A 23,937-nucleotide genomic window follows, 5' to 3' on the forward strand; every position below is an offset into this window, starting at 1 on the left:
CGAACCGCCGCACCCCTTTCGCAAAGCGCGCCCCTTGCAAGTCAGGGCACGAGCCCCCACATCGCCCTCAGAAAGGTGACGATTATGCAAAGCATTCGCTCTGTTCTCTTTACGGCCGCAGCCCTGAGCATCACGTTCGCGGCATTTGTCCTGACCGCCTCGCTGGCGCTGGCACTTGCCGGCATCGCCGCCGTCGTCGTGGTCGGCAGCGCCATTGCCACACGGCTGAATTTCAGGCCAGCCCGCGCCACGGCGCGTCCGGCTGCCGCAGGCCCCGCCCATGGCCACGGCCAGCGCGAGATGCGCATCTGGAACGACGGTCGCGGTACGATCATCGACCTCTGATCCCCAGGCGCCGGGACCGATCCCCGGGCGTCGGAATCGATCCCCAGCGGTCATCCGCAATCGGGCCGATCAATAATCGGCTCGAATCCTGTTGGCGCCCTTCAAAAACCGTCATTCAGCAGGCTGCAATTTTTTTCGATCCCATGTCGGATCGGACATTCCATCTTCGTCCTTGAGACAGGCCAGCACGGTCCTGGCTCTTCGAAACAGGATGGAGAACGACATGGATACCCAGACGCAGCAAACTGAAACGAAGCAGCCGGCACCGGTCCTGAACGGCCTTCTGCCCTATCTTCAGGTCGATGGCGCCGCCAAGGCGTCGGAATTCTACCAGCGCGCCTTCGGTGGTGAAGAAGTGGGCCGGCACCCGCTCGACGAGCAGGGCCGGACGATGCACATCCATCTCTACATCAATGGCAGTTCGCTGATGCTGGCGGATGCCTATCCGGAATACGGCCACCCGCTGGAAAAACCCCAGGCCTTCACCCTGACGCTGACCGTCGACGACATCGATGCCTGGTGGGACCGTGCCGTTGCCGCCGGCGCCGAAGTGGTGATGCCGATCGAGGTGATGTTCTGGGGCGATCGCTACGGCCAGCTTCGCGACCCCTTTGGTGTTCTCTGGGCCATGAACAGCCCGGTGAAGGCAGGCTAAGGCCTTCCAGACAATCGAAAACCGCGCGAAGCTTTCGCCGGGCGGGCATTTTCACCCGCTCGGCGACGCGCGTTTGGACAGATTTTCCTTCATTTCGGCGCAAAACTGCTCTAAACGCTAGCGCAACATTCTTCTGAAATCGAAGGCCTGAAGTTATGGAAAAATTCGTCAAGCTCACCGGTGTTGCAGCCCCCCTCCCCGTCGTCAATATCGACACGGACATGATCATTCCGAAGGATTACCTGAAGACGATCAAGCGCACCGGCCTCGGCACGGGCCTCTTTGCCGAAGCCCGCTACAACGAGGACGGCTCGGTCAATCCGGACTTCGTGCTCAACAAGCCCGCCTACCAGAACGCCAAGATTCTCGTTGCCGGCGACAACTTCGGCTGCGGCTCCTCGCGCGAGCATGCTCCGTGGGCGCTGCTCGACTTCGGCATCCGCTGCGTGATCTCCACGTCCTTTGCCGACATCTTCTACAACAACTGTTTCAAGAACGGCATCCTGCCGATCGTCGTCAGCCAGGCTGACCTCGACAAGCTGATGGACGATGCCTCGCGCGGCTCCAACGCTATCCTCTCGGTCGACCTGGAGTCCCAGGAAATCACCGGTCCGGACGGTGGCTCGGTCAAGTTCGAGGTTGATGCGTTCAAGCGTCACTGCCTGCTGAACGGCCTCGACGACATCGGCCTTACGCTCGAAAAGGCGACCGCCATCGACAGCTTCGAAAAGTCGGTCGGCGCCTCGCGCCCCTGGGCCTAAGAGAAACATGGCGCGCAAGCTCATCTCCTCGGGTTCGCCCTTCGAAAAGACGGCAGGCTATTCGCGTGCCGTCGCGATGGGCGACTGGTGCTTCGTCTCCGGCACGACCGGCTATGACTACGCCACCATGACCATGCCCGAGACGGTGGAGGAGCAGGCGCGCAATTGCCTGAAGACGATCGAGGGCGCGCTGAAGGAAGCGGGCTTCTCGATGAAGGACGTTGTCCGCAATCATTACTACGTCACCGATGCCAGCTTCGCCGACCGGGTGTTCCCGATCTTCGGCGAAGTTTTTGGCGAGATCCGCCCGGCCGCAACCATGATTGTCTGCGACCTGATCCGCCCGGAAATGCTGATCGAGATCGAGGTCACTGCCCTTCGCGGCTGAAGACTTCTCGCCCAACCCCTCCTCAAATCGATTCCGATTTCGGCCAAGATGCGGTAGTCCATGGACTTCGCAGACGAGATGCTGAAACGGAAGACGCACATGCAATTCGAGGGCACCGCCGACTATATCGCCGACAAAGACCTGATGATCGCCGTCAACGCCGCGATCCGGCTGGAGCGGCCGCTGCTGGTCAAGGGCGAGCCCGGCACCGGCAAGACCGAGCTTGCCCGCCAGATTGCCGCAGCCCTTGGCCTCGAATTGATCGAATGGAGCGTCAAGTCGACGACCAAGGCGCAGCAGGGCCTCTACGAATACGACGCTGTCTCCCGCCTGCGCGACAGCCAGCTCGGCGACGAGCGCGTCAACGAAGTCCGAAACTATATCCGCAAGGGCAAGCTCTGGCAGGCCTTCGAGGCGGACCGCCGCGTGGTGCTTTTGATCGACGAGATCGACAAGGCCGATATCGAGTTTCCGAACGACCTGCTGCAGGAGCTCGACCGCATGGAATTCCATGTCTACGAGACCGGCGAGATGATCGGCGCCCGCCACCGGCCGATCGTCATCATCACCTCCAACAACGAGAAGGAACTGCCGGACGCCTTCCTGCGCCGCTGCTTCTTCCACTATATCCGCTTCCCGGACGCAGACACGCTCGCCCGCATCGTCGAGGTGCACTATCCCGGCATCCGCAAGACGCTGCTTTCAGCAGCGCTTGCCGCCTTCTACGACATACGCCAGGTGCCGGGCCTGAAGAAGAAGCCGTCGACATCAGAAGCGCTCGACTGGATCCGCCTGCTCGTCGCCGACGAAGTCGATCCGGCTGATCTGAGAGCCGATCCCAAGACCATGCTGCCGAAGCTGCACGGCGCGCTCCTCAAGAACGAACAGGACGTGCACCTCTTCGAGCGCCTCGCCTTCATGGCGCGCCGCGATCAATGACGCCCGACGCCCACAAGGTACTGATCTACGCCACCTGGCGAGAGCAGCTGCTGGTGTTCGACGAACCGGACTTTCCAGAGATCGAGCTGCAGGTACCCGGCGGTACGATGGAGCCGGGCGAAAGCCCGGAGACATCGGCCATACGAGAGTTTGTCGAGGAAACCGGGCTGACGCCGCCGGAGGCACTCACCCATCTCGTCACACAGGACTACCGCTACCCGAAGGACGGCAGGACGATCTGCCATCGGCGACACTACTTTCACGTCGCTCTCGCCGGCGAGCAGCGCCAGACTTGGGTGCATCAGGAAACGACGCCCTATGGCGGCGGTGAACCGATCCGCTTCCGGTTCTTCTGGCTCGGCCTCGACGAGGCTGACCGCCGGCTCGGTTATGGCATGCGGGACGCCTTGGATTTTCTGCGAATCCAGCGGATTGGCCCCTCACCCTAACCCTCTCCCCGCAGGCGGGGAGAGGGGACGCGACTTGGCGCAAGGTCACCTCAAGACGCTGCCGCCCGACGTGTGTGCTGTGAGCTGTTAGGTGGTATACGCCAACTGGGAAACGATCGGGCGCCGCAAGGCCCCTTCTCCCCTCCTGCGGGGAGAAGGTCGCGGCAGCGGGATGAGGGGCGGCCGGCCAAAGCACCCGAATCGTTTTTCTTGACCCCTGCATCCCACTCGCGCTATCAAATTCTCCGTGGTGATTTGGCCGGCCGGCTTGCAGCCACGTTAAACAAGTCGCTAAAGGGCCGAGGAAAGTTGGATTTCCGAGGACCGGTCGCGATCAATCGCCGCCGGTTTTTTTGTATTGATCGAGTGGAAGCCCATGCCCATCAAGATTCCCGATACGCTGCCCGCTTTCGAAACCCTCGTACATGAGGGTGTGCGGGTGATGACCGAGACTGTGGCGATCCGACAGGACATCCGCCCGCTCCAGATCGGGCTCCTGAACCTCATGCCGAACAAGATCAAGACCGAGATCCAGATGGCACGCCTGATCGGCGCCTCGCCGCTGCAGGTGGAATTGTCGCTGGTGCGCATCGGCGCCCACCGGGCGAAGAACACCTCGGAAGATCACCTGCTTTCGTTCTACGAAACCTGGGACGAGGTGAAGGGGCGCAAGTTCGACGGCTTCATCATCACCGGCGCGCCGGTCGAGACGCTCGAATACGAAGACGTCACCTATTGGGACGAATTGAAGCGTATCCTCGACTGGACGGAGACCAACGTCCATTCGACCCTCAACGTTTGCTGGGGCGCGATGGCGGCGATCTACCATTTCCACGACGTGCCGAAATATCCGCTGAACGAGAAGGCCTTCGGCGTCTACCGCCACCAGAACCTCAACCGCTCCTCGGTCTATCTCAACGGCTTCTCCGACGATTTCGCCGTCCCCGTCTCGCGCTGGACCGAGGTCCGCCGCGCCGACATCGACAAGGTGCCGAGCCTCGAAATCCTGATGGAATCGAAGGAGATGGGCGTCTGCCTCGTACACGAGAAGAAGGGCAACCGGCTCTACATGTTCAACCACGTGGAGTATGATTCGACCTCGCTGTCGGACGAATACTTCCGCGACGTGGATGCGGGCGTGCCGATCAAGATGCCGCACGACTATTTCCCGCATAACGATTCGACTCTGCCGCCGCAGAACCGCTGGCGCAGCCATGCGCATCTGTTCTTCGGCAACTGGATCAACGAGATGTACCAGACGACGCCCTATGATCTCGCGGAGATCGGCACCGGAAAACGCTGAGGTCAGATGTTCATCCCCTTCTTCCTCGAACTGAAGGCAGCGAAGGTCCCGGTCACGCTCCGGGAATTCCTGTCGCTGATCGAGGGGATGGAGGCGGGTATCGCCACCTTCGACGTCGAAGCCTTCTACTACCTAGCCCGCGCGGCGCTGGTAAAGGACGAACGCCATATCGACCGGTTCGACCGGGTGTTCCAGCACTGCTTTTCCGGCCTTGAAGCCGTCAACCCGATAGAAGCGGGTGAAGAGGCTGTCATCCCCGAGGACTGGCTGCGCAGGCTCGCGGAAAAACATCTGACCGAGGAAGAGAAGCGCCTGATCGAATCGCTTGGCGGTTTCGACAAGCTGATGGAAACCCTACGCCAGCGGCTGCGCGAACAGCAGGGCCGGCATCAGGGCGGCTCGAAATGGATCGGCACCGCCGGCACCTCGCCCTTCGGCGCCTATGGCTACAATCCCGAGGGCGTCAGGATCGGCCAGGACCAGTCGCGCCACCGCCGCGCCGTCAAGGTCTGGGACCGGCGTGAGTTTAGGGATTATGACGACACGGTCGAACTCGGTACCCGCAACATCAAGGTCGCACTGAAAAGGCTCCGGCGCTGGGTGCGCCAGGGTGCCGCCGACGAACTCGACCTCTCCGGCACGATCCGCGCCACCGCCGAACACGGCTACCTCGACGTGGTGACGAGGCCGGAGCGCCGCAATGCGGTAAAGCTTCTGATGTTCTTCGACATCGGCGGCTCGATGGACGATCATATCCGCATCGTCGAGGAGTTGTTTTCAGCGGCTCGCAGCGAGTTCCGCCACATGGAGCATTTCTACTTCCACAATTGCGTCTATGAGGGCCTGTGGAAGGACAATCGCCGCCGCCGTGTCGACATTACCCGTACGACGGAAGTGCTGCGCACCTATGGCGGCGACTATCGCGCCATCTTCGTCGGCGACGCCTCGATGAGCCCCTATGAGATCAGCCACCCCGGCGGCTCGGTCGAGCACTGGAACGACGAGGCCGGCGCCCTCTGGCTCTCACGTCTGACAGCACATTTTCCGCGCTCCATCTGGCTCAATCCCGTGCCCGAACAGCACTGGGGCTATACCCAGTCGATCACGATGGTGAAGAGCCTGTTCGAGGGACGCATGTTCCCCTTGACGCTCGCCGGCCTGCAGGAGGCCACCAAGCAGCTGTCGCGCTGACATGACTGCCGAGAGGTCGCTGTAGCACCTTGAATAGCTGGATGTTTTTGCTCTCAGGCCGGAGACGGCGCCAGGCCGCATTTAGTATGATTTTCCGGTTGCCGTGCCCTTGGAAATGACGCAGGTTGCTGCGATCGCACCGCTGCATGTTTCCTGGATCCTAACCGAGCCAAGGACAAAACATGCAGCAATTCTGAAGTGTACAGCGACCTTTGCGCGTCTGGGGAGACGCGCGGCGCTGTAGTGGGAGCCAGCGGTGAATATGCATCAGAACACGGAAATCTTCGGCCACCTGCCATCCGGCGAGCCGGTCCATCGTGTGGTGCTCTCCGGAGGCGGGCTCACCGCCCATGTGCTCACCTGGGGGTCGGTGATCCAGGATCTCCGCCTGGAAGGCCATGAGCCGCCGCTGGTGCTCGGTTTCACCGATCTCGAAAGCTACCTCGCCCACTCGCCCTATCTCGGCGCCACGCCCGGGCGCTGCGCAAACCGCATCGGAAACGGACGCTTCACGCTCGATGGCGAGACCTACCAGCTCGAATTGAACGAGAAGGGCGTCACGCACCTGCACGGCGGCAGCGACAACATCGGTAAGCGCAACTGGACGATCACCCGACAGACGCCCGACAGCGTCACGCTCGCAATTACCGACCCGGACGGCCGGGCCGGCTATCCCGGCAATTGCAAGGTCACCTGCACCTACGCGCTGAAGCCCGATGGCGTCTTGAGTGTCGTCTACGAGAGCAGTACGGACCGGGCGACGCTCGCCAATGTCTGCCAGCACAGCTACTTCAATCTGGACGGCGGCGCCGACGCGCTCGGCCACGACATCATGATCGCCGCCGATCATTACCTGCCGACCACCGAACGCCAGGTGCCGACGGGCGAGATCCGCGCGGTCGAGGGCACCGCCTTCGATCTCAGGGAAATGACGCCGCTTCGCCGCCAGACCGAAGGTGATCGCATCGCCTACGACCACAATTTCTGCCTTTCGAGCGAACCCATGGCGAAGCACTCGGTGGCGTTTGCCCGCAGCATCAATTCTGGCGTGACGCTCGAAGTGCTCACGACGGAACCGGGCGTGCAGCTCTATACTGGCGCCAAGCTCGACATCCCCGTCCCCGGCCTCGAGGGACGCCGTTACGGCCCCTTCGCCGGTTTCTGCCTGGAAACCCAGATCTGGCCGGATGCGGCCAACCACGCCGGCTTCCCGAGCGCAGTGCTGCGCCCCGGCGAGATCCGCCGGCAGGAAACGGACTACGTGTTCATGAAGAGCTGAGCGCGCTCGCGCGCACGTGCTGACAATCTGCAATGAATGAAAGGCGGGGAAGCGGCCGAAAGGACTGCCTCCCCAAAATACCGGCGTTGTGTTCGGCAGAGCGCCCGTATTCGCACGGCACAGTGTCCGGTCGCGAAGCGCTGGTCGCCTGACGGCAAATGCCGTTCATTTCGAAAACAACTGTGAAATGAAGTGGTTGGGAGAAATTGGAGCGGGTGAGGCGATTCGAACGCCCGACCCCAACCTTGGCAAGGTTGTGCTCTACCCCTGAGCTACACCCGCTCATAATCCAAGGTCCGGGGGTAGTCGGTGGACCGTGGCGTCGGCGCTGTCTTGCGGCGACGGGCGGTATATGGCCTAAGCGATTTTGGAATGCAACAGGGAAATGACGAGAAATCGAATATTTTTTTGGAGCCCCTTCGCAAAGCCCGGAAATGCCGCGTTTTCGGCTAGGCTCGCCGCCTGTGAGATTGCGCCGTGACGGGCTTCTCCCCTAAAGCAGATGCGAAACGAGTGCCCAAGGGATGAGAATCATGAGTGAATCACAGCCGAAGACCGCCGAAGACCTCTTCCGCTTTCTCGATCAGCTCGGGATCGACCATAAAACCAAGAACCACGAGCCGGTGTTCACCGTCGCCGAATCGGTGGCGCTTCGTGACGAGATGCCCGGTGGCCATACGAAAAACCTTTTCGTGAAGGACAAGAAGGACAACTACTTCCTGCTCACCGTCGAAGAGCACGCGACGGTGGACCTCAAGACCATCCACCAGGTGATCGGCGCGGCAAGCAAGGTTTCCTTCGGCAAACCGGAGAAGCTGATGGAATATCTCGGCGTCATTCCGGGTGCGGTGACCGCGTTCGGCGCGATCAACGACACTAAGGGCAACGTCAAGGTCATCCTCGACGAGGCGCTGATGACGTTCGATATCGTCAACTGCCACCCGCTCTCCAACGACGCGACGACCGCGATCGCAACGAAGGATCTGCTGCGCTTCATGGAAGCGACCGGACACGAACCGCTTGTCTTGAAAGTCACGGCCTGACATACGATCTTTGGCGCGAATGCAGTAAGCTGGCAGACGAGCCGGCGAGGAGAGAAGAATGACGGGCAGCGACAATCCCTATGCAGGGTCTTTCGGCACTCAGATGACGGCCTCGGCCTCCTTCGGCCAGCCGGCGCCGGCGGCCGCGTCGGGCGGCGACCTGATCAAGGAAACCACCACTGCCAACTTCACCAAGGACGTGCTCGAAGCCTCCAGGCAGCAGCCGGTTCTCGTCGATTTCTGGGCGCCCTGGTGCGGCCCCTGCAAGCAGCTGACCCCCGTGATCGAAAAGGTGGTCACGGAAGCCGCAGGCCGCGTCAAGCTCGTCAAGATGAACATCGACGATCATCCCTCGATCGCCGGTCAGCTCGGCATCCAGTCGATCCCCGCCGTCATCGCCTTTGTCGGCGGTCGCCCGGTCGATGGTTTCATGGGCGCCGTACCGGAAAGCCAGATCAAGCAATTCATCGAAAAGATCGCCGGCCCCGCCGTCGACGACAGCAAGGCAGAGATCGAGGCGGTTCTCGTGGATGCCAAGGCGCTCATCGATGCCGGCGACGCCCAGAACGCCGCAGGCCTCTATGGCGCCGTGCTGCAGGCCGATCCCGAAAACGTCGTGGCGATCGCCGGCATGATCGATTGCATGATCACGCTCGGCCAGGTCGCGGAAGCCCGCGAAGCGCTCTCCGGCCTGCCGGAAGACCTTGCCAAGGACGCAGGCATTGCGGCGATCGGCAAGAAGCTCGACCAGATCGAGGAAGCCCGCAAGCTCGGCGATCCCAACGAGTTCGAACGGCGTCTCGCCGCAAATCCCGATGATCACGAGGCGCGCGTGCTGCTCGCCAAGATTCGCAATGTCGAAGGCGACCGGATGGCTGCCGCCGATCACCTGCTGACGATCATGAAGCGCGACCGGGCCTTCGACGACGACGGCGCCCGCCGCGAGCTTCTGTCCTTCTTCGAGGTCTGGGGGCCGAAGGATCCGGCAACGATCGCCGCACGGCGCAAACTCTCGTCGATCCTGTTCTCCTGACCCGTCAGGCATTTTTTTGAGGAGGGGCGCTGTTTGCGCCCCTTTTTCGTGAGTACGGCTGATCACGATCCACATTCACCCATGAAGATCGGCGTACTCGTCCCTTGAGATTTTCATGGAACGCACCATCTTCTGGTCTGGTTGACTACGCTTCCTTGGCGGGGCAAAGCGGACATCTGCAGGGTCTATCGGAAAATGCACGTCGGAAATGCACGCTATCTCGGTCCGAAGGACTTGCCGGAGATCATTCCGGTGTTTCCGCTGACCGGTGCCTTGCTGCTTCCCGGTGCACAGCTGCCGCTCAATATCTTCGAGCCGCGCTACCTTGCCATGCTCGATGACGCGCTTTCCGGCAACCGCCTGATCGGCATCGTGCAGCCATCCTTCTGTGAGGGCCGCAACGAGACCGCTACGGGTCCGATGCAGGCGCTCTGCGAGGTCGGCTGCATCGGCCGCATAACCTCTTTCGCCGAAACCGGTGACGGCCGCTACATCACCTCGCTCACAGGCGTCTGTCGCTACCGGCTGTTTTCGGAGGTCGGCGGCACCCGCGGCTATCGTCGCTTCCGCATCGGCCCCTTCGCGGCCGATCTCGAAAACCGCGACGACGAGACCCTCGTGGACAGGGCAGCGCTTCTCGCCGCCTTCAAGGCCTATCTCGAGGCCAACAAGCTGAAGGCCGATTGGGAGAGCGTGGAGCGTGCGAGCAACCGCACTTTGGTCAATTCCATGGCGATGATGTCGCCCTATGGGCCCGCGGAGAAACAGGCGCTGCTCGAAGCACCCGACCTCAAGACCCGCGCCGAAACCCTGATCGCCATCACCGAGATCGTGCTCGCGCGCGACTTCGGCGATATGGACAGCATCCTGCAGTGAGCGCCGGATAATGGATATCAACGCCAGCAAGGTCGATCCGAAACTGCTCGAACTGCTCGTCTGCCCGCTGACCAAGGGTCGCCTCAGCTACCACGCCGAAGCCAACGAACTCGTCTCCGAAAAGGCCCGCCTCGCCTATCCGATCCGCGACGGCGTGCCGATCATGCTGGTCTCTGAAGCGCGCAAGATCGAGGATTGAGGCCACGGCGGCTGGTTTCCCCTGGAATTCTCGACTGCCCCTCATCCGGCTTCTCCCGCAGGCGGGGCGAAGGAAGCCCGTGGCCCCTCCAGGATAACCACTTCAACCAGCCCAAACGCAGGCTTCGATTCCAACGCAAGCGCCTCGCTGTGAGGCAAGCTTGGCCGCGTCCGGGGAGAGGGCTAGGGTGAGAGGCAGTCCCCAACCGCAAAAACCTCAGATCGGCTGACCAGACAGCAGCCTCGGATCGGCGTCACCGGCTACGCCTGCGGCCTGGCGAATGAAGAAGCTCTTGAGTGACGGCAACCGGTCGACGATACCGAGGCCGAAATCGCGGGCGATCCTGACCGGGGTGACGTCGTTGGAAAACAGCCGGTTGAGCACATCGGTCGTCACCCCCATGCGGAACGTGTCGAAACGCCGCCAGCTCTGGTAGCGCTCGAGGACCGCGAGCGAGCCGATGTCGAGACCGAGACGGTCGGCCTCGACGATGGTTTCGGCAAGCGCTGCCACGTCCTTGAAGCCGAGATTGAGCCCCTGCCCCGAGATCGGATGAATGCCGTGGGCCGCATCGCCCGCGAGCGCAAAGCGCGGCTTGACGAAATCGCGGGCAAGCGTGAGGCCGAGCGGAAAGGCCCGCCGCCCACCAACCACCTTCAGGTGGCCGAGCTTGTGGCCGAAGCGGCGCTCCAGCTCTTCCTCGAACAGGAATTCGTCGCCCTTGACCAGCCGCTCGGCGTCCTCCGTGCGCTCGGTCCAGACCAGCGACGAGCGATTGTTCTTGAGCGGCAGGGTCGCGAACGGACCGGCCGGCAGGAAATGCTCCTCCGCCGTGCCCTCATGCGGCCGCTCGTGCTCGACCGTCGTGACGATGCCGGACTGGCCATAGTCGAACTCGACGGTCTTGATGCCCGCGGCATCACGCAGCTTTGACCGCACGCCGTCACAGGCGACGAGCAGGCGCGCTTCCAGCTCCTCGCCGCCGGCGAGCGTGACCGCAACGGCGTGGTCGCCACTCCTGAAGGTTTCGACCATCGTCGACTGGCGATTGTCGACGCCGAGTTCCTCGCAGGCTCCCCGCAGCGCGCCAACCATCGCGGTGTTCGGCACCATATGGGCGAAGGGTCGGCCATCGCCACCATCGCCATCAAAGGTCAGGAAAACAGGACGAACCGGATCGGCCGCCTTCGAATCGGTAATCACCATGCGACGGATCGGCTCGGCCTCCGGCGCGATCTGATCCCAGACGCCGAGCACTTCGAGCATGCGTTCGGCAGCTGACGCCACCGCCGAGGCGCGCTGGTCCTTCTTCCACGCGCCTTCCGGCGCGCCGTCGATCACCATCACGCTGAGATGCGGCGCCGCCTTCTTCAGCGAAACGGCGAGCGAAAGGCCGACATAGCCGCCACCGGCAATCAAGACATCGAGCATCGGCTTTCTCCCGTCGCACTTGAGCATCGTTTTATGTCTATATAGATCAATGCCATCGACGTTCCTACCATCGGAGACTGCCGAAATGTCGCGCCCCACTGAGACCGCCACGCCCATGGATGCGCTGCTTGCCATTCTCGACCTCGAGAAGCTGGAGGAAAACCTGTTCCGCGGCTTGAGCCCGCAGGTCGGCTGGCAGCGCGTGTTCGGCGGCCAGGTGATCGGCCAGGCGCTGGTGGCGGCCCAGCGGACCGTCGACGCGGACCGCTTTGTCCATTCGCTGCATGCCTACTTCATGCGGCCAGGCGACCCGTCCGTGCCGATCATCTACGAAGTCGACCGTATCCGTGACGGCTCGAGCTTCGCCACCCGCCGCGTCGTCGCCATCCAGCACGGCAAGGCGATCTTCTCGATGTCCGCCTCGTTCCAGTACGACGAGGACGGTTTCGACCACCAGATCGAGATGCCGAAGCTTCCGCTGCCCGAGACCTTGCCGGGCGAGCAGGAGCTGAAGGAGAAATTCCTCGTGCATGCGCCGGAAGCGATCCGCCGCTACTGGGAGCGGCCGCGTCCGATCGAGATTCGCCCCGCCTCGCTGCACCACTATTTCACCCGCGACGACGGCAAACCGATCCAGGACGTCTGGGTCAAGGCGGTCGGCACAGTGCCACAGGAACGCCATATCCAGGCAGCCATCCTTGCCTACCTCTCCGATATGACCCTGCTCGACACCTCGCTCTACGCGCACGGCACTTCGGTCTTCGATCGGAACCTGCAGGTCGCGAGCCTCGATCACGCCATGTGGTTCCATCGGCCCTGCAAGATGGACGACTGGCTGCTCTATACCCAGGACAGTCCGAGTGCACACGGTGCCCGCGGGATGACCAGAGGCAGCCTTTTTACGCGTTCCGGCGTACTGATCGCCTCCGTCGCCCAGGAGGGTCTGATCCGGAAAAAGGCATCTGAATAGGAAATAAGCAGAAGCTTCATTCTGCCTATTTTTTAATCTTCTAAAGTGCCGATTTTTTGATGCGCCGCAGCATTCGTGTTGCGGCTTTCTTTTTTTCTGTTTTTTTTCATCAACTTAAGACGAGCGTCAGAATCTGGCACGCCCCTTGAATGTCATGGTTCGGTTGCACGGCGCTCTGGCGCTCCGCAGCAAGGAGAGACGGCCTCCGCCGGAGGCGAACAAGGATGAAACCAGATGAAAATTGTGATGGCCATTATCAAGCCGTTCAAGCTCGATGAGGTTCGCGAAGCCCTCACTGCTGTCGGCTTCCAGGGCCTGACCGTGACCGAAGTCAAAGGCTACGGCCGCCAGAAGGGACATACCGAAATCTACCGCGGCACCGAATATGCCGTGAGCTTCCTGCCGAAACTGAAGGTCGAGATCGCCGTCCCCTCAGAGCTCGTCGAAAAGGCCGTGGAAGCCATCGCTGCAGCCGCCAAGACCGGCCAGATCGGCGACGGCAAGATCTTCGTCTACGCCATTGACCATGCCGTGCGCATCCGCACCGGCGAAACCGATTCAGAAGCGTTGTAAATCACGCCGTTCAGGGAGCACTACTCGATGTCATCCAGCAAACTTACCACCTCTCTTGGACGCCTCGGCGCGCTCAGCGCCGCCTTGCTTGCGCCGGCCTTAGCCTTCGCACAGGAAGCAGCGCCGGCCGCAGCCGCCGCAGCACCGGTCCCGGACAAGGCGGATACCGCCTTCATGTTCTTCTCCACGCTTCTCGTCTTCTTCATGCTCATTCCCGGCCTCGCACTCTTCTACGGTGGCCTTGTCCGCGCCAAGAACATGCTCTCGGTCCTGATGCAGTGCACCGTGATCGGCGCGGCAATGATGATCGTCTGGGTCGTCTACGGCTACTCCTTCGCCTTCGGCGGTTCGACCAGCCCCTATTTCGGCGGCTTCGCCAAGATGTTCCTCGCCGGCGTCACCGGCGAGAGCACGTCGGCGACCTTCTCGGAAGGCGTCGTCATTCCGGAATACATCTTCATGCTGTTCCAGATGACCTTCGCCGCACTGACGCCGGCCCTGATCGTCGGCGCCTTCGCCGAGCGCATCAAGTTCTCGGCCGCGGTCCTCTTCGCGATCCTCTGGGCCACGTTCGTTTACTTCCCGATCGCCCACATGGTCTGGGACGGCAACGGCCTGCTCTTCGGCATGGGCGCGCTCGACTTCGCCGGCGGCACCGTCGTTCATATCAATGCCGGCGTCGCGGGCCTCATCGGCGCGATCATGGTCGGCAAGCGCACCGGTTACGGTCGTGACATGATGGCACCGCATTCCATGACGCTGACGCTGGTCGGTGCTGCCATGCTCTGGTTCGGCTGGTTCGGCTTCAATGCCGGCTCGAACCTCGAAGCCTCGGGCGGCGCGGTTCTCGCAACCGTCAACACCTTCCTCGCAACGGCAGCCGCCATCCTCTCCTGGTCGGTCGTCGAAACCATCACGCGTGGCAAGGCTTCGATGCTGGGTGCAGCCTCGGGCATGATCGCCGGCCTCGTCGCCATCACGCCGGCCGCCGGCATTGCCGGCCCGATGGGCGCGATCGTCATGGGCGTGCTCGTCTCGCCGCTCTGCTACTTCTTCGTCTCGGTCGTGAAGAACAAGTTCCACTATGACGACACGGCGGACGTCTTCGGCGTCCACGGCGTCGGCGGCTTCTTCGGTGCGCTTGCCACCGGCATCTTCGCCTCCTCGTCGCTCGGCGGCACCGGCTATGCCGACGGCGTCACCATGGGCGGCCAGTTCGTCACGCAGCTCACCGCCGTTGCCATCACCATCGTCTGGTGCGGCGTCGTCTCGGTGATCCTCTACAAGGTGGTGGACTCGATCGTCGGCCTGCGCGTCTCCGTCGAAGCCGAACGCGAAGGTCTCGACCTCTCGTCCCACGGCGAAGCCGCCTACCACAGCTAAGCGGTTCGCGGCGCCGCAGCTGGCGCCGCTCACAGTCCCGTCGCGATCCGTCTGATGCGGATCGCCTTTGGCCCGGATCGAAAGCTCCGGGCCTTTTTCATGCCGATCTTGCGGACACCCACCGCTATTTTAGCGGCAACTACGCATGGTTAATGTCGCATTAACCGTACTCCGCTTAGGTTGATTCCATGGCACGCAATGTGCCTTAGAGATCGAGACGGGCAGCAGGCAATATGAGCAGAAGCAATCCGGCAACGCTTGACAGCCGTTCCAACCGGTTCGTGCTAACCACCTTCGTTTGGCGGCAGATCGCGTCGCTGGCGGGCTTTGCGCTGTTTGGCGCATTAGCGCTGGCTGTCGCGGCGCTATCGACATGGAACGTCGCCGACCCGAGCTTCTCCTACGCGACATCGGAAGCGCCGACCAACGTGCTGGGTTACCCGGGCGCGGCCTTTGCCGATATCTTCATGCAATTCTTCGGCCTTGCCAGCGTCGTCGCCCTTTTGCCGGCCGTTGCCTGGGCGCTGGTGCTGATCAGTGGCAAGCGCTTCGACAAGGTCTTCAAGCGCCTTGGCGTCTGGTTCATCGGCTCCGTGCTTGCCGGTGCGGCGCTGAGCTGCGTCCCTGCTCCCATCACCTGGCCGCTGCCCAACGGTCTCGGCGGCGTCTTCGGCGACATGATTCTCCGCTTCCCGGCGCTCTTCACCGGCGCCTTCCCGACCGGCACGTTCGCAACCGTACTCGCCTGTATCTTCGCCGCGCCGGCGGCCTGGTGCCTGATCTACAGCGCCGGCCTCATCGGCGTCAGTGACGAGGAGGAAGAGGACGAGGTCGTCGAACCGACACCGAGCAAGGCGCGCACGGTTCGCGACGAACTGGACGAAGACGACAGCGAAGGCCCCTTCACCCTGCTGATGGGCTCCTTCGCCCATATGCGCTACACCATGCACGCACGCGTTCGTCGCATTTTCGGCATGAGCGGCACGCGCAGTTCGCCCAAGCGCCAGTATGACGAGCCCTACGACTTCAACAATGACGAGTTCGGCACGCTGAACGAGCCGGTCCGGCCGAAGCCGATGGTCGCCGGGGACCGCATCGAACCCTCGCTCGATCGCTCGGAACGCCGCATTGTCACGCCGCCGCCGATCATGGCCGATGACGAAGACGACGACCTGCCCTTCGATATCGACGAGCGTCGCCCCGCCGGCATCCTGCCCGACGACGAGGACGACGATCCGGCATCCGACTGGGCGCCGCGCGCAGCACCGCCGAAGCAGGGTCTGCCGAAGTCTGGCTCGCGCGTGGCAACGCCTGCTCCCCGTCCAAAGAGCGGCCAGCGGATCGAGCGTGAAGCCCAGCGCTCCTTCGTAGAGGACGACGGCGACTTCACGCTGCCGCCCATGCATTTCCTTGCCGAGCCGAAGAATGTCGGCCGCGACGCTTCGCTTTCGCCCGACGCACTCGAACAGAATGCCCGCATGCTCGAAGGCGTGCTCGAGGATTTCGGCGTCAAGGGCGAGATCATCCATGTGCGCCCCGGCCCGGTCGTGACCCTCTACGAGCTGGAACCGGCGCCCGGCATCAAATCATCCCGCGTCATCGGCCTGGCCGATGACATCGCCCGCTCGATGAGCGCGATCGCCGCCCGCGTCGCCGTCGTTCCCGGCCGCAACGCTATCGGCATCGAACTGCCGAACCAGCGGCGCGAAACCGTCTACTTGCGCGAACTCATCGGCTCGCGTGATTTCGAGACCTCCAAGGCCCGTCTTGCCATGGCGCTTGGCAAGACCATCGGTGGCGAACCCGTCGTCGCCGATCTCGCCAAGATGCCGCACCTGCTCGTCGCCGGCACCACCGGCTCGGGCAAGTCGGTGGCGATCAACACCATGATCCTGTCGCTGCTCTATCGGTTGAGCCCGGATCAGTGCCGCCTGATCATGATCGACCCGAAGATGCTCGAACTCTCCGTCTATGACGGCATCCCGCACCTGCTTTCGCCCGTCGTGACCGACCCCAAGAAGGCAGTCGTGGCGCTCAAATGGACCGTCCGCGAGATGGAAGAGCGCTATAAGAAGATGTCGAAGATCGGTGTGCGCAACATCGACGGCTTCAACAGCCGCGTCGAGCAGGCGCTTGCCAAGGGCGAGCAGATCACCCGCACGGTGCAGACCGGCTTCGACCGCCAGACCGGCGAAGCCATGTACGAGACGGAAGAATTCGATCTGTCGCCGATGCCCTATATCGTCGTCATCATCGACGAAATGGCCGACCTGATGATGGTCGCCGGCAAGGACATCGAAGGCGCCGTGCAGCGCCTCGCGCAGATGGCGCGCGCCGCCGGCATCCACGTCATCATGGCGACGCAGCGCCCTTCGGTCGACGTCATCACCGGCACGATCAAGGCCAACTTCCCGACGCGCATCTCGTTCCAGGTGACCTCCAAGATCGACAGCCGCACGATCCTCGGCGAACAGGGCGCCGAACAGCTGCTCGGCATGGGTGACATGCTCTACATGGCCGGTGGCGGCCGCATCCAGCGCGTCCACGGCCCCTTCGTCTCCGACACCGAGGTCGAGGAAGTCGTCGCCTATCTGAAGACCCAGGGCGTGCCGCAGTATCTCGACGCCATCACCGAGGATGACGACGAGGACGGCGATGGCGGTGGGCCGGCCGGCACGTCGAACCTCTCCGATTCCGACGATCCCTATGATCAGGCGGTCGCAATCGTCCTGCGCGACGGCAAGGCTTCCACTTCCTACGTGCAGCGCCGGCTCGGGATAGGCTACAATCGTGCCGCATCGCTGATCGAGCGCATGGAGCAGGAAGGCATTATCGGCCCGGCGAACCATGCCGGAAAACGCGAGATCCTGGTCCCGACCGAAGCGGAAATCACCGGCCGGTAAAGCAGTTCGCGGCAGAAGTGCCGCGCGGTTCTGCGTCCGCAATCACGCAGATGAGAGACACGGCCAGCAAGATATGGCCATGCGCCCCGCCGAAGGGGCCGAACCGGTAACGGTCATGTGAGAGCATGAGCCAAAAAGCTCGAAAAAGGCGCCTTGAAGGCGCCGCACTTGCGCTCCAGATGATCCGTAAATGAAGGAGACTGAGATGACAGAGACGAAGAACGGCGAGCGCAGCCATCCGGTAGTTTCGCGCCGCCTTTTCATGTGCGGGCTTGCGGCGCTTGCCGGCATCGGCGGCACCGGTCTCGACCTCACCCAGGCCTTCGCGCAGGCGCCGAGCGCTGCCCAGAAGATCGCCGATCACTTCTCCTCGGTGAAGACCATGGCCGGCGAATTCGTACAGTTCGGCCCGCGCGGCGAACAGACCGGCGGCAAGTTCTACATCCGCCGCCCCGGCCGCATCCGCTTCAACTACGAGGCCCCCTCGCCGATGCGCGTGATTGCCGATGGCAAGTCGGTGGTCATCGGCAACATGAAGCTCAAGACCTGGGACATCTATCCGCTGTCGAAGACGCCGCTCAACCTGCTGCTCAGCGAGAAGATCGACCTGACCGGCAAGATGGTGCGCGGCGTCAAGGAAGAGTCCGACCTCATCACCATCGTGCTTGGCGACCGTTCGATCTTCGGCGATTCGACGATCACCATGATGTTCGACCCGAAGACCTACGATCTGCGCCAGTGGACGATCACCGACGCGCAGAAGAAGGATACCTCGGTCATGATCTTCAATGTCCAGACCGGCATGGCTCTGGACGACAAGGTCTTCCAGATCCCCTATGACGAGGTCCGCAACAAGAAGGGCGGCTGAGCGAGTTCTCAGGCTCTGGCATTGTGGACATAAGGCCGCCAATGGCGGCCTTTTTCATGCATTCCTTGTCCCGGTGCGCCGGACCTGCTTAAAGCTCAGGTCAACATCCATCCTCAGCCGGCCTTCCCCTCGCGAGCGTCCGGCCCAGCCGATCAGGGAATGACGTATGGCCCTTTCCGTCGCCACTTGGAACATCAACTCCGTTCGCCTGCGCATGCCGCTGGTCGAGCATCTCCTGAAGACCTGGCAGCCCGATATCCTCTGCCTGCAGGAAACCAAGTGCCCGAACGACCAGTTCCCGTCCAAGCCGCTGAAAGCGCTTGGTTACAATCATATCGAGATGCATGGTCAGAAGGGCTATCACGGCGTGGCGACGATCTCGCGCCTGCCGCTGCATGAGCTCAGCGACCGCCGCGACTATTGCGGCGTCGGCGACGCCCGCCACCTCTCCGTCGTCTTCGAAGCCGGTGGCAAGAAGATCCGGCTGCACAATTTCTACGTCCCGGCGGGCGGCGACGAGCCGGACCGCACCGTCAACCCGAAGTTCGGCCACAAGCTCGATTTCGTCGAAGAGATGAAGCTGCTGCACGCCGAAGCCGAGGCCGGCATTTCCTCTATCCTCGTCGGCGACCTCAACATCGCGCCGCTGGAGGACGACGTCTGGTCGCACAAGCAACTTCTGAAGATCGTCAGCCATACGCCGATCGAAACAGAGGGGCTGAACACGGTCATGAACGGCGGTGGCTGGGTCGATCTGATGCGCCAGCACACGCCGACCCCGACCAAGCTCTACACCTGGTGGAGCTACCGGGCGAAGGATTGGGAAGCCGCGGACCGTGGCCGCCGCCTCGACCATATCTGGTCCTCCGCCGATCTGGCGCCGGCGCTCACGAATGTCGACATCCTGCGTGAAGCCCGCGGCTGGGAACGCCCCTCCGACCACGTGCCCGTCATCGCGCATTTTGATATCTAACGCTTTTTTCTGAGCGGCGGCACGCGCCTTTAATGCTCGCCGCTCCATCAAAAAAACATGACTAAAAGAATCATATTTTTCTTGATGCGCATTTCCAAACGGACTATCCCTCTTGTCAGGCGGCGGGGACACCGCCTCCGGCAGCCGCCGGGCTGCCATTTTCACTGATATTCGGGTGCTCTGCTCTGGCTGTTGCCGGAGGGCTTTCGTGCGCCCGCAAGAGGGCCAGACATGCCAAAAACCCTGCCGATCGACTTCATGCGGACATCGCGCCGCACACTCTCCGCGACCACTGTCCTGGCCGTAAGCGCTGCCGCCGCGTTCCTTTCGCCGGCGGCCTATGCGCAATCGGCCGAAAGCCGGAAGACGACGCGGCTGGAAAAGATCGAGGTAACGGCGGGCAAGGCAGCCGCGACGATCGCGGAGGACAACGAGACGATCGTGCCGACGCGCAACGTCTCGGCACTCAAAACCGACACACCGCTGATCGAAACGCCCCGCTCCGTATCGGTCGTCACGCGCAAGGAGCTCGAAGAGCGCGGCGTGCAGGACATGATCCAGGCGACACGCTATGCCGCCGGCGTCACGACCGGCGCCTTCGGCTTCGATCCGCGCTTCGACCAGATCTACATCCGTGGCTTCGAGACGACGACGACCGGCGACTTCCGTGACGGCCTGCGCCAGCCCTACATGAACTACGGCACCTTCCCGACCGAGGTCTACGGCCTCGAGCGGATAGAGATCCTCAAGGGTCCAGTCTCCGCCATGTATGGTGCTGCCGGCGTTGGCGGCATCGTCAACCGCATCTCCAAGATGCCTGAGGAGGACACACACCGCGAGGTCGAGCTGCAATATGGTACGATCGGCCGCGCTCAGGCCGCCTTCGACATCGGCGGGCCGGCAACGGCCGAGGGCGACGTCCTCTATCGCATCGTCGGACTTCTGCGAAACGGTGAGACCAGATACGACGTTGCCGACGACCGCTACCTGCTGCAACCCTCCTTCACCTGGAAGCCGGACGAGGGTACGTCGCTGACCGTGTACGGCCTCGGCCAGAAGGGCGAGAGCGACGCCAGCCCGCGTGTGCTCGAACATGACGGCCGGCTGCTGCGCTACAGCGACCCGGACTACGACTACCAGAGGGTTCGGCAGGTTCAGGCAGGGTACAAATTCGAGCACGAGTTCGACAACGGCCTGACCTTCCGACAGCACGGGCGCGTCAGCGATCTCGACCTGAAGGCCCGTTACCTGCAGTTCGGGACGGAGGTCACGCCCGGCGTATTTGACCGCTCGCCCGTTGCCATCAAGGACGACCAGCGCGCCTACCAGATCGACAATCAGCTCCAGGCGACCTTTGACACCGGCGCGGTCTCGCACACGCTGCTGACCGGCCTCGATTACACCTGGATCACCTCCGACTTCGGCCTCGGTTTCGGCGGCGTCGACCCGGCCTATCGCTTCGATCTCAACAATCCCACCTTCGGCGTCGGCGGCGCGACGCCAGCGCTTACCAGCTTCAGCGGGCGGGATCTCAGGCAGACGGGTATCTATGTCCAGGACCAGCTGGAGGTCGGCAACTGGCGCGCCGTCGGCGGCCTTCGCTACGACTGGGTCGACCAGTCCAACATCGACAAGAACACCGGTGCCGTCGATCGCAAGGACGATGGCGAACTCACCGGACAGGCGGGCCTGCTCTACCTCTTCGACAACGGCATCGCGCCCTATGCCAGTTACAGCACCTCCTTCGTACCGCGCACCGAACTTTCGGCCGACGGCCGCGTGCTCGACCCGACGACCGGTGAACAGATCGAACTGGGCGTGAAGTACCAGCCGGAAGGCGAAGCCTATTCGCTGACTGCGGCCTATTACCGGATCGTCGAAAGCGGCGCGCCGCAATATGTGTCCGACCCGTCCCTTCCCGTCGGCTACTACTACAAATCGGCCGGCGAAGTGACGACCAACGGTTTCGAGGTGGAAGGACGCCGGGAGTTCGACAACGGGCTCAGCTTCATCGCCGCTTACAACTACAACGACGCCGAAATCACCGGAAACGTCGACCCGTCGCTGATTGGCAACGTGCCGTCAACAAAGCCGCGCCATGTCGCTTCGCTCTGGGTGAACTATCTGCTGCCGGACGACACGCAGCTTGCGGGCTTGAGCCTCGGCGGCGGAGTGCGTCTGGCATCAAGCTCCTACACATCCGATGCCAACACGACAAAGAACGGCGGCGCCGTCTATTTCGACGCCTCGATCGCCTACGGCTTCGGCGTCAAGAACCCCGACCTCGACGGCCTGTCGCTCGCCGTCAGCGTCACCAATCTCGGCGACCGCCGCGAAGAGGTCTGCACCGATGGCTATTGCTATTTCGGCCAGGGCCGCACGGTGCTCGGCTCGCTGAAATACCGGTGGTAACGACCAGAAGCCGCTACTCGGCTCAGGCGAAACGGCCGGCGAGCGCGCCGGCCCGGCGGATCATCGCCTGCAGGTTCTCGCGGATGCGCGCTTCGACGAGCTCCGCCACTTCCGGGTACTCTTCCAGCATGCGGCGGAAGAGCGGCCGGTTGATGCGGATGACCTCGCTGTCCTCCTCGGCGGTCGCCGTGAACTTGCGTTCGACCATCGAGATCAGCGCCAGTTCCGACAGCAGCGCCCCGCGGCCGACCGTCGAGACCGTCGTCTCGGAACCATCGACGCCAGCCTTCGACAAGGACAGGCTGCCGCTCGCAATCGCATAGGCGCAATCGGCGGGCGCCCCTTCGCGAAACAGCTCCTGCCCCTTGAATATGCGGCGCCGCTCCGCGCCGAAGGCGATCAGCCGCAGCTTGTCCTCGCTGATATCGGCAAACAGCGGCACGTTGGAGAGAAGCACGATATCGTCGTTGAGCGCCAAGCGGCTAACCTCCCGAAATCACCACGCTGCCGGCCGGAGAGCCGGTGACAGGAAACGAAGCATAGGCATGGTTTTGCACCATGCACACTCCAGCTACGGAACGATCTTGTAGCCGCCGTTCTCTGTCACCAAAATCTCGGCATTGGAAGGGTCCCGCTCGATTTTCTGGCGGAGGCGATAGACATGGGTTTCCAGCGTGTGGGTTGTCACGCCGGAATTGTAGCCCCAGACCTCTTCCAGGAGCACGTCGCGCGTCACCACTTTCTGGTCGGCGCGGTAGAGGTAGCGGATAATCGCCGCTTCCTTCTCGGTGAGCCGGATCTTCTGGCCGTTTTCCAGCGTCAGCAGCTTCTGGCTGGGCTTGAACGTATAGGGCCCGACGCTGAAGGTCGCGTCCTCGCTCTGCTCGTGCTGGCGCAGCTGTGCGCGGATACGGGCAAGCAGCACGGCGAAGCGGAACGGCTTCGTCACGTAGTCGTTGGCGCCGGCCTCGAGGCCGAGGATCGTGTCCGAATCGGTATCGTGGCCGGTCAGCATGATGATCGGCGCCTTGAAGCCGCCCTTGCGCAGGAGCTTCACCGCCTCGCGGCCATCCATGTCGGGCAGGCCGACATCCATGATCAGCAGGTCCACCTGCTGCGCCCGTGCGGTCTGGATACCCTTGCCGGCGGTGGCTTCCTGGATGAGATCGAATTCTTCGTAGAGCGAGAGCTGCTCGACCAGTGTCTCGCGCAGGTCATTGTCGTCATCGACAAGAAGAATGGTGCGGGTCGCCATGGGACAATTCCTGTTTGCTTCCGTTTTCAAACTAGCTCAAATGCCTGTGTTGGCAAGCGAACCAGCATTGGTAAGTCGTTATAGCTGCAACCGTGCTTATGGTGCCCCCCAATTCACGGGCAAAGCAAAAATCCGTGAGAATGATGCGCAAGAAAACGTCGGGAAAAGGACCGGCCAGATCCATCATCGTCCGCGCGGTGCCGCGCGATCGACGGCGGGCGCTGGCCTGCTTCGACGGCCGCATCGAGCAGGCGGCGATCGGGGCAAAGCGGCATCACCAGCCTGAAGCGTGAGGGCGACGGCGCGACGCCGCGTGCGGCAATGATGCTGATCGGTGGCTATGTCCGGCACGACCGCCTTTCCCTGCCGCCGGCGCCGCTGCCGACGCGCAAGACCCGCAAGGACATGCTCTGGTGCGACGCTTCGGGCCACGCCCAATACAATCGTCCGGTCATGGCACCCTTCACGCCGAGCCATGAGGAGATGATGCGCGAGGACGGGCTTTACGATATCTGCCTAGTGATGGACTGGAACCTCCGTTCCCGGAGGAGAAACGCCAGCTCGGCGATCTTCTTCCACCTGATCCGGCCGGGTTATGAGCCGACACAGGGCTGTGTGTCGGTTAGCCTGCCGGCCATGCGTCGGCCGATGCCTCATATGCGCCGCGGCACCGTCGTGCAGGTTCTCTGACGTCAGCGGACTGCGGTG

General features: G+C 62.6%; 23 protein-coding genes, 1 tRNA gene, 1 pseudogene and 1 riboswitch. Of the genes and pseudogenes, 21 read left to right on the forward strand and 4 right to left on the reverse strand.

The genetic code is table 11. The features are described from left to right. Positions 1-84 precede the first annotated feature (84 nt). The 9 genes from LAC81_RS17565 (at position 85) to LAC81_RS17605 (ending at position 7,310) form a co-directional block, all read left to right on the forward strand. Positions 85-345: a hypothetical protein gene (locus tag LAC81_RS17565; RefSeq protein WP_223725832.1), complete on the forward strand. Its 261-nt coding sequence runs from the start codon at positions 85-87 to the stop codon at positions 343-345. Positions 346-568: 223 nt separating this feature from the next. Then, a complete protein-coding gene (locus LAC81_RS17570; RefSeq protein WP_113535314.1) occupies positions 569-1,000 on the forward strand; it encodes a VOC family protein in 432 nt (143 codons plus the stop codon). A gap of 155 nt (positions 1,001-1,155) precedes the next feature. After that, complete coding sequence (leuD, locus tag LAC81_RS17575) at positions 1,156-1,761, forward strand: 3-isopropylmalate dehydratase small subunit (protein ID WP_223725833.1); 606 nt, start codon at positions 1,156-1,158, stop codon at positions 1,759-1,761. A 7-nt stretch (positions 1,762-1,768) separates the two neighbouring features. Continuing rightward, the gene (locus tag LAC81_RS17580; protein WP_034802728.1) at positions 1,769-2,149 is read left to right on the forward strand and encodes a RidA family protein; all 381 of its coding nucleotides are present in this window, start codon (positions 1,769-1,771) and stop codon (positions 2,147-2,149) included. A gap of 99 nt (positions 2,150-2,248) precedes the next feature. Then, complete coding sequence (locus LAC81_RS17585; protein ID WP_223727849.1) at positions 2,249-3,088, forward strand: AAA family ATPase; 840 nt, start codon at positions 2,249-2,251, stop codon at positions 3,086-3,088. After that, positions 3,085-3,537, forward strand: a complete 453-nt coding sequence (locus tag LAC81_RS17590; RefSeq protein WP_223725834.1) for an NUDIX hydrolase — start codon at positions 3,085-3,087, stop codon at positions 3,535-3,537. Before LAC81_RS17585 ends, LAC81_RS17590 begins: the two co-directional genes overlap by 4 nt. A 237-nt stretch (positions 3,538-3,774) precedes the next feature. Then, positions 3,775-3,852, forward strand: a riboswitch (SAM riboswitch). 61 nt (positions 3,853-3,913) lie between these two features. Continuing rightward, positions 3,914-4,840: a homoserine O-acetyltransferase MetA gene (metA, locus tag LAC81_RS17595; protein WP_223725835.1), complete on the forward strand. Its 927-nt coding sequence runs from the start codon at positions 3,914-3,916 to the stop codon at positions 4,838-4,840. A gap of 6 nt (positions 4,841-4,846) precedes the next feature. Next, the gene (locus LAC81_RS17600; RefSeq protein WP_223725836.1) at positions 4,847-6,031 is read left to right on the forward strand and encodes a vWA domain-containing protein; all 1,185 of its coding nucleotides are present in this window, start codon (positions 4,847-4,849) and stop codon (positions 6,029-6,031) included. A 262-nt stretch (positions 6,032-6,293) separates the two neighbouring features. Further along, positions 6,294-7,310 (forward strand): aldose epimerase family protein, encoded by a 1,017-nt coding sequence (locus tag LAC81_RS17605; RefSeq protein ID WP_223727850.1) that lies wholly within the window; start codon positions 6,294-6,296, stop codon positions 7,308-7,310. Positions 7,311-7,517: 207 nt separating this feature from the next. Here the strand turns inward: LAC81_RS17605 and LAC81_RS17610 are convergent. Continuing rightward, positions 7,518-7,592, reverse strand: a tRNA-Gly gene (locus tag LAC81_RS17610). A gap of 251 nt (positions 7,593-7,843) precedes the next feature. On the opposite strand from LAC81_RS17610, the gene LAC81_RS17615 reads away from it, so the two are divergent. The 4 genes from LAC81_RS17615 to LAC81_RS17630 all read left to right on the forward strand — a co-directional run bounded on the left by LAC81_RS17615 (position 7,844) and on the right by LAC81_RS17630 (position 10,461). Then, positions 7,844-8,353 carry a prolyl-tRNA synthetase associated domain-containing protein gene (locus LAC81_RS17615; RefSeq protein WP_223725837.1) on the forward strand — a complete coding sequence of 170 codons (510 nt, stop codon included), beginning with the start codon at positions 7,844-7,846 and terminating at the stop codon, positions 8,351-8,353. Positions 8,354-8,411: 58 nt separating this feature from the next. After that, positions 8,412-9,386, forward strand: a complete 975-nt coding sequence (gene trxA / locus LAC81_RS17620) for a thioredoxin (protein WP_223725838.1) — start codon at positions 8,412-8,414, stop codon at positions 9,384-9,386. A gap of 195 nt (positions 9,387-9,581) precedes the next feature. Beyond that, on the forward strand, positions 9,582-10,262 hold the full coding sequence (locus LAC81_RS17625) for an LON peptidase substrate-binding domain-containing protein (protein WP_223725839.1): 681 nt from the start codon (positions 9,582-9,584) through the stop codon (positions 10,260-10,262). 10 nt (positions 10,263-10,272) lie between these two features. Then, positions 10,273-10,461, forward strand: a complete 189-nt coding sequence (locus LAC81_RS17630; RefSeq protein ID WP_043626122.1) for a Trm112 family protein — start codon at positions 10,273-10,275, stop codon at positions 10,459-10,461. Positions 10,462-10,677: 216 nt separating this feature from the next. Here LAC81_RS17630 and LAC81_RS17635 read toward each other — a convergent pair whose 3' ends face one another. Beyond that, complete coding sequence (locus LAC81_RS17635) at positions 10,678-11,892, reverse strand: ubiquinone biosynthesis hydroxylase (protein ID WP_223725840.1); 1,215 nt, start codon at positions 11,890-11,892, stop codon at positions 10,678-10,680. Positions 11,893-11,977: 85 nt separating this feature from the next. On the opposite strand from LAC81_RS17635, the gene tesB reads away from it, so the two are divergent. The 7 genes from tesB to LAC81_RS17670 all read left to right on the forward strand — a co-directional run bounded on the left by tesB (position 11,978) and on the right by LAC81_RS17670 (position 21,974). After that, positions 11,978-12,862, forward strand: a complete 885-nt coding sequence (tesB, locus tag LAC81_RS17640; protein WP_113535325.1) for an acyl-CoA thioesterase II — start codon at positions 11,978-11,980, stop codon at positions 12,860-12,862. Between the two features lie 234 nt (positions 12,863-13,096). Next, a complete protein-coding gene (locus LAC81_RS17645) occupies positions 13,097-13,435 on the forward strand; it encodes a P-II family nitrogen regulator (RefSeq protein WP_223725841.1) in 339 nt (112 codons plus the stop codon). A 27-nt stretch (positions 13,436-13,462) separates the two neighbouring features. Beyond that, positions 13,463-14,818, forward strand: coding sequence for an ammonium transporter (locus tag LAC81_RS17650; RefSeq protein ID WP_223725842.1), 1,356 nt, complete (start codon positions 13,463-13,465; stop codon positions 14,816-14,818). A 233-nt stretch (positions 14,819-15,051) separates the two neighbouring features. Then, on the forward strand, positions 15,052-17,721 hold the full coding sequence (locus LAC81_RS17655; protein ID WP_223725843.1) for an FtsK/SpoIIIE family DNA translocase: 2,670 nt from the start codon (positions 15,052-15,054) through the stop codon (positions 17,719-17,721). Positions 17,722-17,926: 205 nt separating this feature from the next. Further along, positions 17,927-18,589: an outer membrane lipoprotein carrier protein LolA gene (locus LAC81_RS17660; protein ID WP_223725844.1), complete on the forward strand. Its 663-nt coding sequence runs from the start codon at positions 17,927-17,929 to the stop codon at positions 18,587-18,589. 166 nt (positions 18,590-18,755) lie between these two features. Further along, the gene (locus LAC81_RS17665; protein ID WP_223725845.1) at positions 18,756-19,562 is read left to right on the forward strand and encodes an exodeoxyribonuclease III; all 807 of its coding nucleotides are present in this window, start codon (positions 18,756-18,758) and stop codon (positions 19,560-19,562) included. Between the two features lie 231 nt (positions 19,563-19,793). Further along, positions 19,794-21,974: a TonB-dependent siderophore receptor gene (locus LAC81_RS17670; RefSeq protein ID WP_223725846.1), complete on the forward strand. Its 2,181-nt coding sequence runs from the start codon at positions 19,794-19,796 to the stop codon at positions 21,972-21,974. 22 nt (positions 21,975-21,996) lie between these two features. Here LAC81_RS17670 and LAC81_RS17675 read toward each other — a convergent pair whose 3' ends face one another. Together LAC81_RS17675 and LAC81_RS17680 are read right to left on the reverse strand one after the other, a co-directional pair. Continuing rightward, positions 21,997-22,452: a cyclic nucleotide-binding domain-containing protein gene (locus tag LAC81_RS17675; RefSeq protein ID WP_223725847.1), complete on the reverse strand. Its 456-nt coding sequence runs from the start codon at positions 22,450-22,452 to the stop codon at positions 21,997-21,999. A 93-nt stretch (positions 22,453-22,545) separates the two neighbouring features. Further along, the gene (locus LAC81_RS17680; RefSeq protein ID WP_034802783.1) at positions 22,546-23,229 is read right to left on the reverse strand and encodes a response regulator transcription factor; all 684 of its coding nucleotides are present in this window, start codon (positions 23,227-23,229) and stop codon (positions 22,546-22,548) included. A 143-nt stretch (positions 23,230-23,372) separates the two neighbouring features. On the opposite strand from LAC81_RS17680, the pseudogene LAC81_RS17685 reads away from it, so the two are divergent. Further along, positions 23,373-23,919: pseudogene (locus LAC81_RS17685) on the forward strand (L,D-transpeptidase family protein). Positions 23,920-23,937: the final 18 nt, after the last annotated feature.

Origin of the sequence: Ensifer adhaerens (assembly GCF_020035535.1) — a bacterium.
Taxonomy (GTDB): domain Bacteria; phylum Pseudomonadota; class Alphaproteobacteria; order Rhizobiales; family Rhizobiaceae; genus Ensifer.

Coding starts and splice junctions, on each gene's coding strand:
- LAC81_RS17665 (WP_223725845.1), top strand. CDS start 18,756: ATGGCCCTTTCCGTCGCCACTTGGAACATCAACTCCGTTCGCCTGCGC.
- LAC81_RS17650 (WP_223725842.1), top strand. CDS start 13,463: ATGTCATCCAGCAAACTTACCACCTCTCTTGGACGCCTCGGCGCGCTC.
- LAC81_RS17670 (WP_223725846.1), top strand. CDS start 19,794: ATGCCAAAAACCCTGCCGATCGACTTCATGCGGACATCGCGCCGCACA.
- LAC81_RS17565 (WP_223725832.1), top strand. CDS start 85: ATGCAAAGCATTCGCTCTGTTCTCTTTACGGCCGCAGCCCTGAGCATC.
- metA (WP_223725835.1), top strand. CDS start 3,914: ATGCCCATCAAGATTCCCGATACGCTGCCCGCTTTCGAAACCCTCGTA.
- LAC81_RS17570 (WP_113535314.1), top strand. CDS start 569: ATGGATACCCAGACGCAGCAAACTGAAACGAAGCAGCCGGCACCGGTC.
- tesB (WP_113535325.1), top strand. CDS start 11,978: ATGTCGCGCCCCACTGAGACCGCCACGCCCATGGATGCGCTGCTTGCC.
- LAC81_RS17645 (WP_223725841.1), top strand. CDS start 13,097: ATGAAAATTGTGATGGCCATTATCAAGCCGTTCAAGCTCGATGAGGTT.
- LAC81_RS17585 (WP_223727849.1), top strand. CDS start 2,249: ATGCAATTCGAGGGCACCGCCGACTATATCGCCGACAAAGACCTGATG.
- LAC81_RS17680 (WP_034802783.1), bottom strand. CDS start 23,229: ATGGCGACCCGCACCATTCTTCTTGTCGATGACGACAATGACCTGCGC.
- LAC81_RS17625 (WP_223725839.1), top strand. CDS start 9,582: ATGCACGTCGGAAATGCACGCTATCTCGGTCCGAAGGACTTGCCGGAG.
- LAC81_RS17630 (WP_043626122.1), top strand. CDS start 10,273: ATGGATATCAACGCCAGCAAGGTCGATCCGAAACTGCTCGAACTGCTC.
- LAC81_RS17655 (WP_223725843.1), top strand. CDS start 15,052: ATGAGCAGAAGCAATCCGGCAACGCTTGACAGCCGTTCCAACCGGTTC.
- LAC81_RS17660 (WP_223725844.1), top strand. CDS start 17,927: ATGACAGAGACGAAGAACGGCGAGCGCAGCCATCCGGTAGTTTCGCGC.
- LAC81_RS17635 (WP_223725840.1), bottom strand. CDS start 11,892: ATGCTCGATGTCTTGATTGCCGGTGGCGGCTATGTCGGCCTTTCGCTC.
- LAC81_RS17615 (WP_223725837.1), top strand. CDS start 7,844: ATGAGTGAATCACAGCCGAAGACCGCCGAAGACCTCTTCCGCTTTCTC.
- LAC81_RS17580 (WP_034802728.1), top strand. CDS start 1,769: ATGGCGCGCAAGCTCATCTCCTCGGGTTCGCCCTTCGAAAAGACGGCA.
- LAC81_RS17600 (WP_223725836.1), top strand. CDS start 4,847: ATGTTCATCCCCTTCTTCCTCGAACTGAAGGCAGCGAAGGTCCCGGTC.
- leuD (WP_223725833.1), top strand. CDS start 1,156: ATGGAAAAATTCGTCAAGCTCACCGGTGTTGCAGCCCCCCTCCCCGTC.
- trxA (WP_223725838.1), top strand. CDS start 8,412: ATGACGGGCAGCGACAATCCCTATGCAGGGTCTTTCGGCACTCAGATG.
- LAC81_RS17605 (WP_223727850.1), top strand. CDS start 6,294: ATGCATCAGAACACGGAAATCTTCGGCCACCTGCCATCCGGCGAGCCG.
- LAC81_RS17590 (WP_223725834.1), top strand. CDS start 3,085: ATGACGCCCGACGCCCACAAGGTACTGATCTACGCCACCTGGCGAGAG.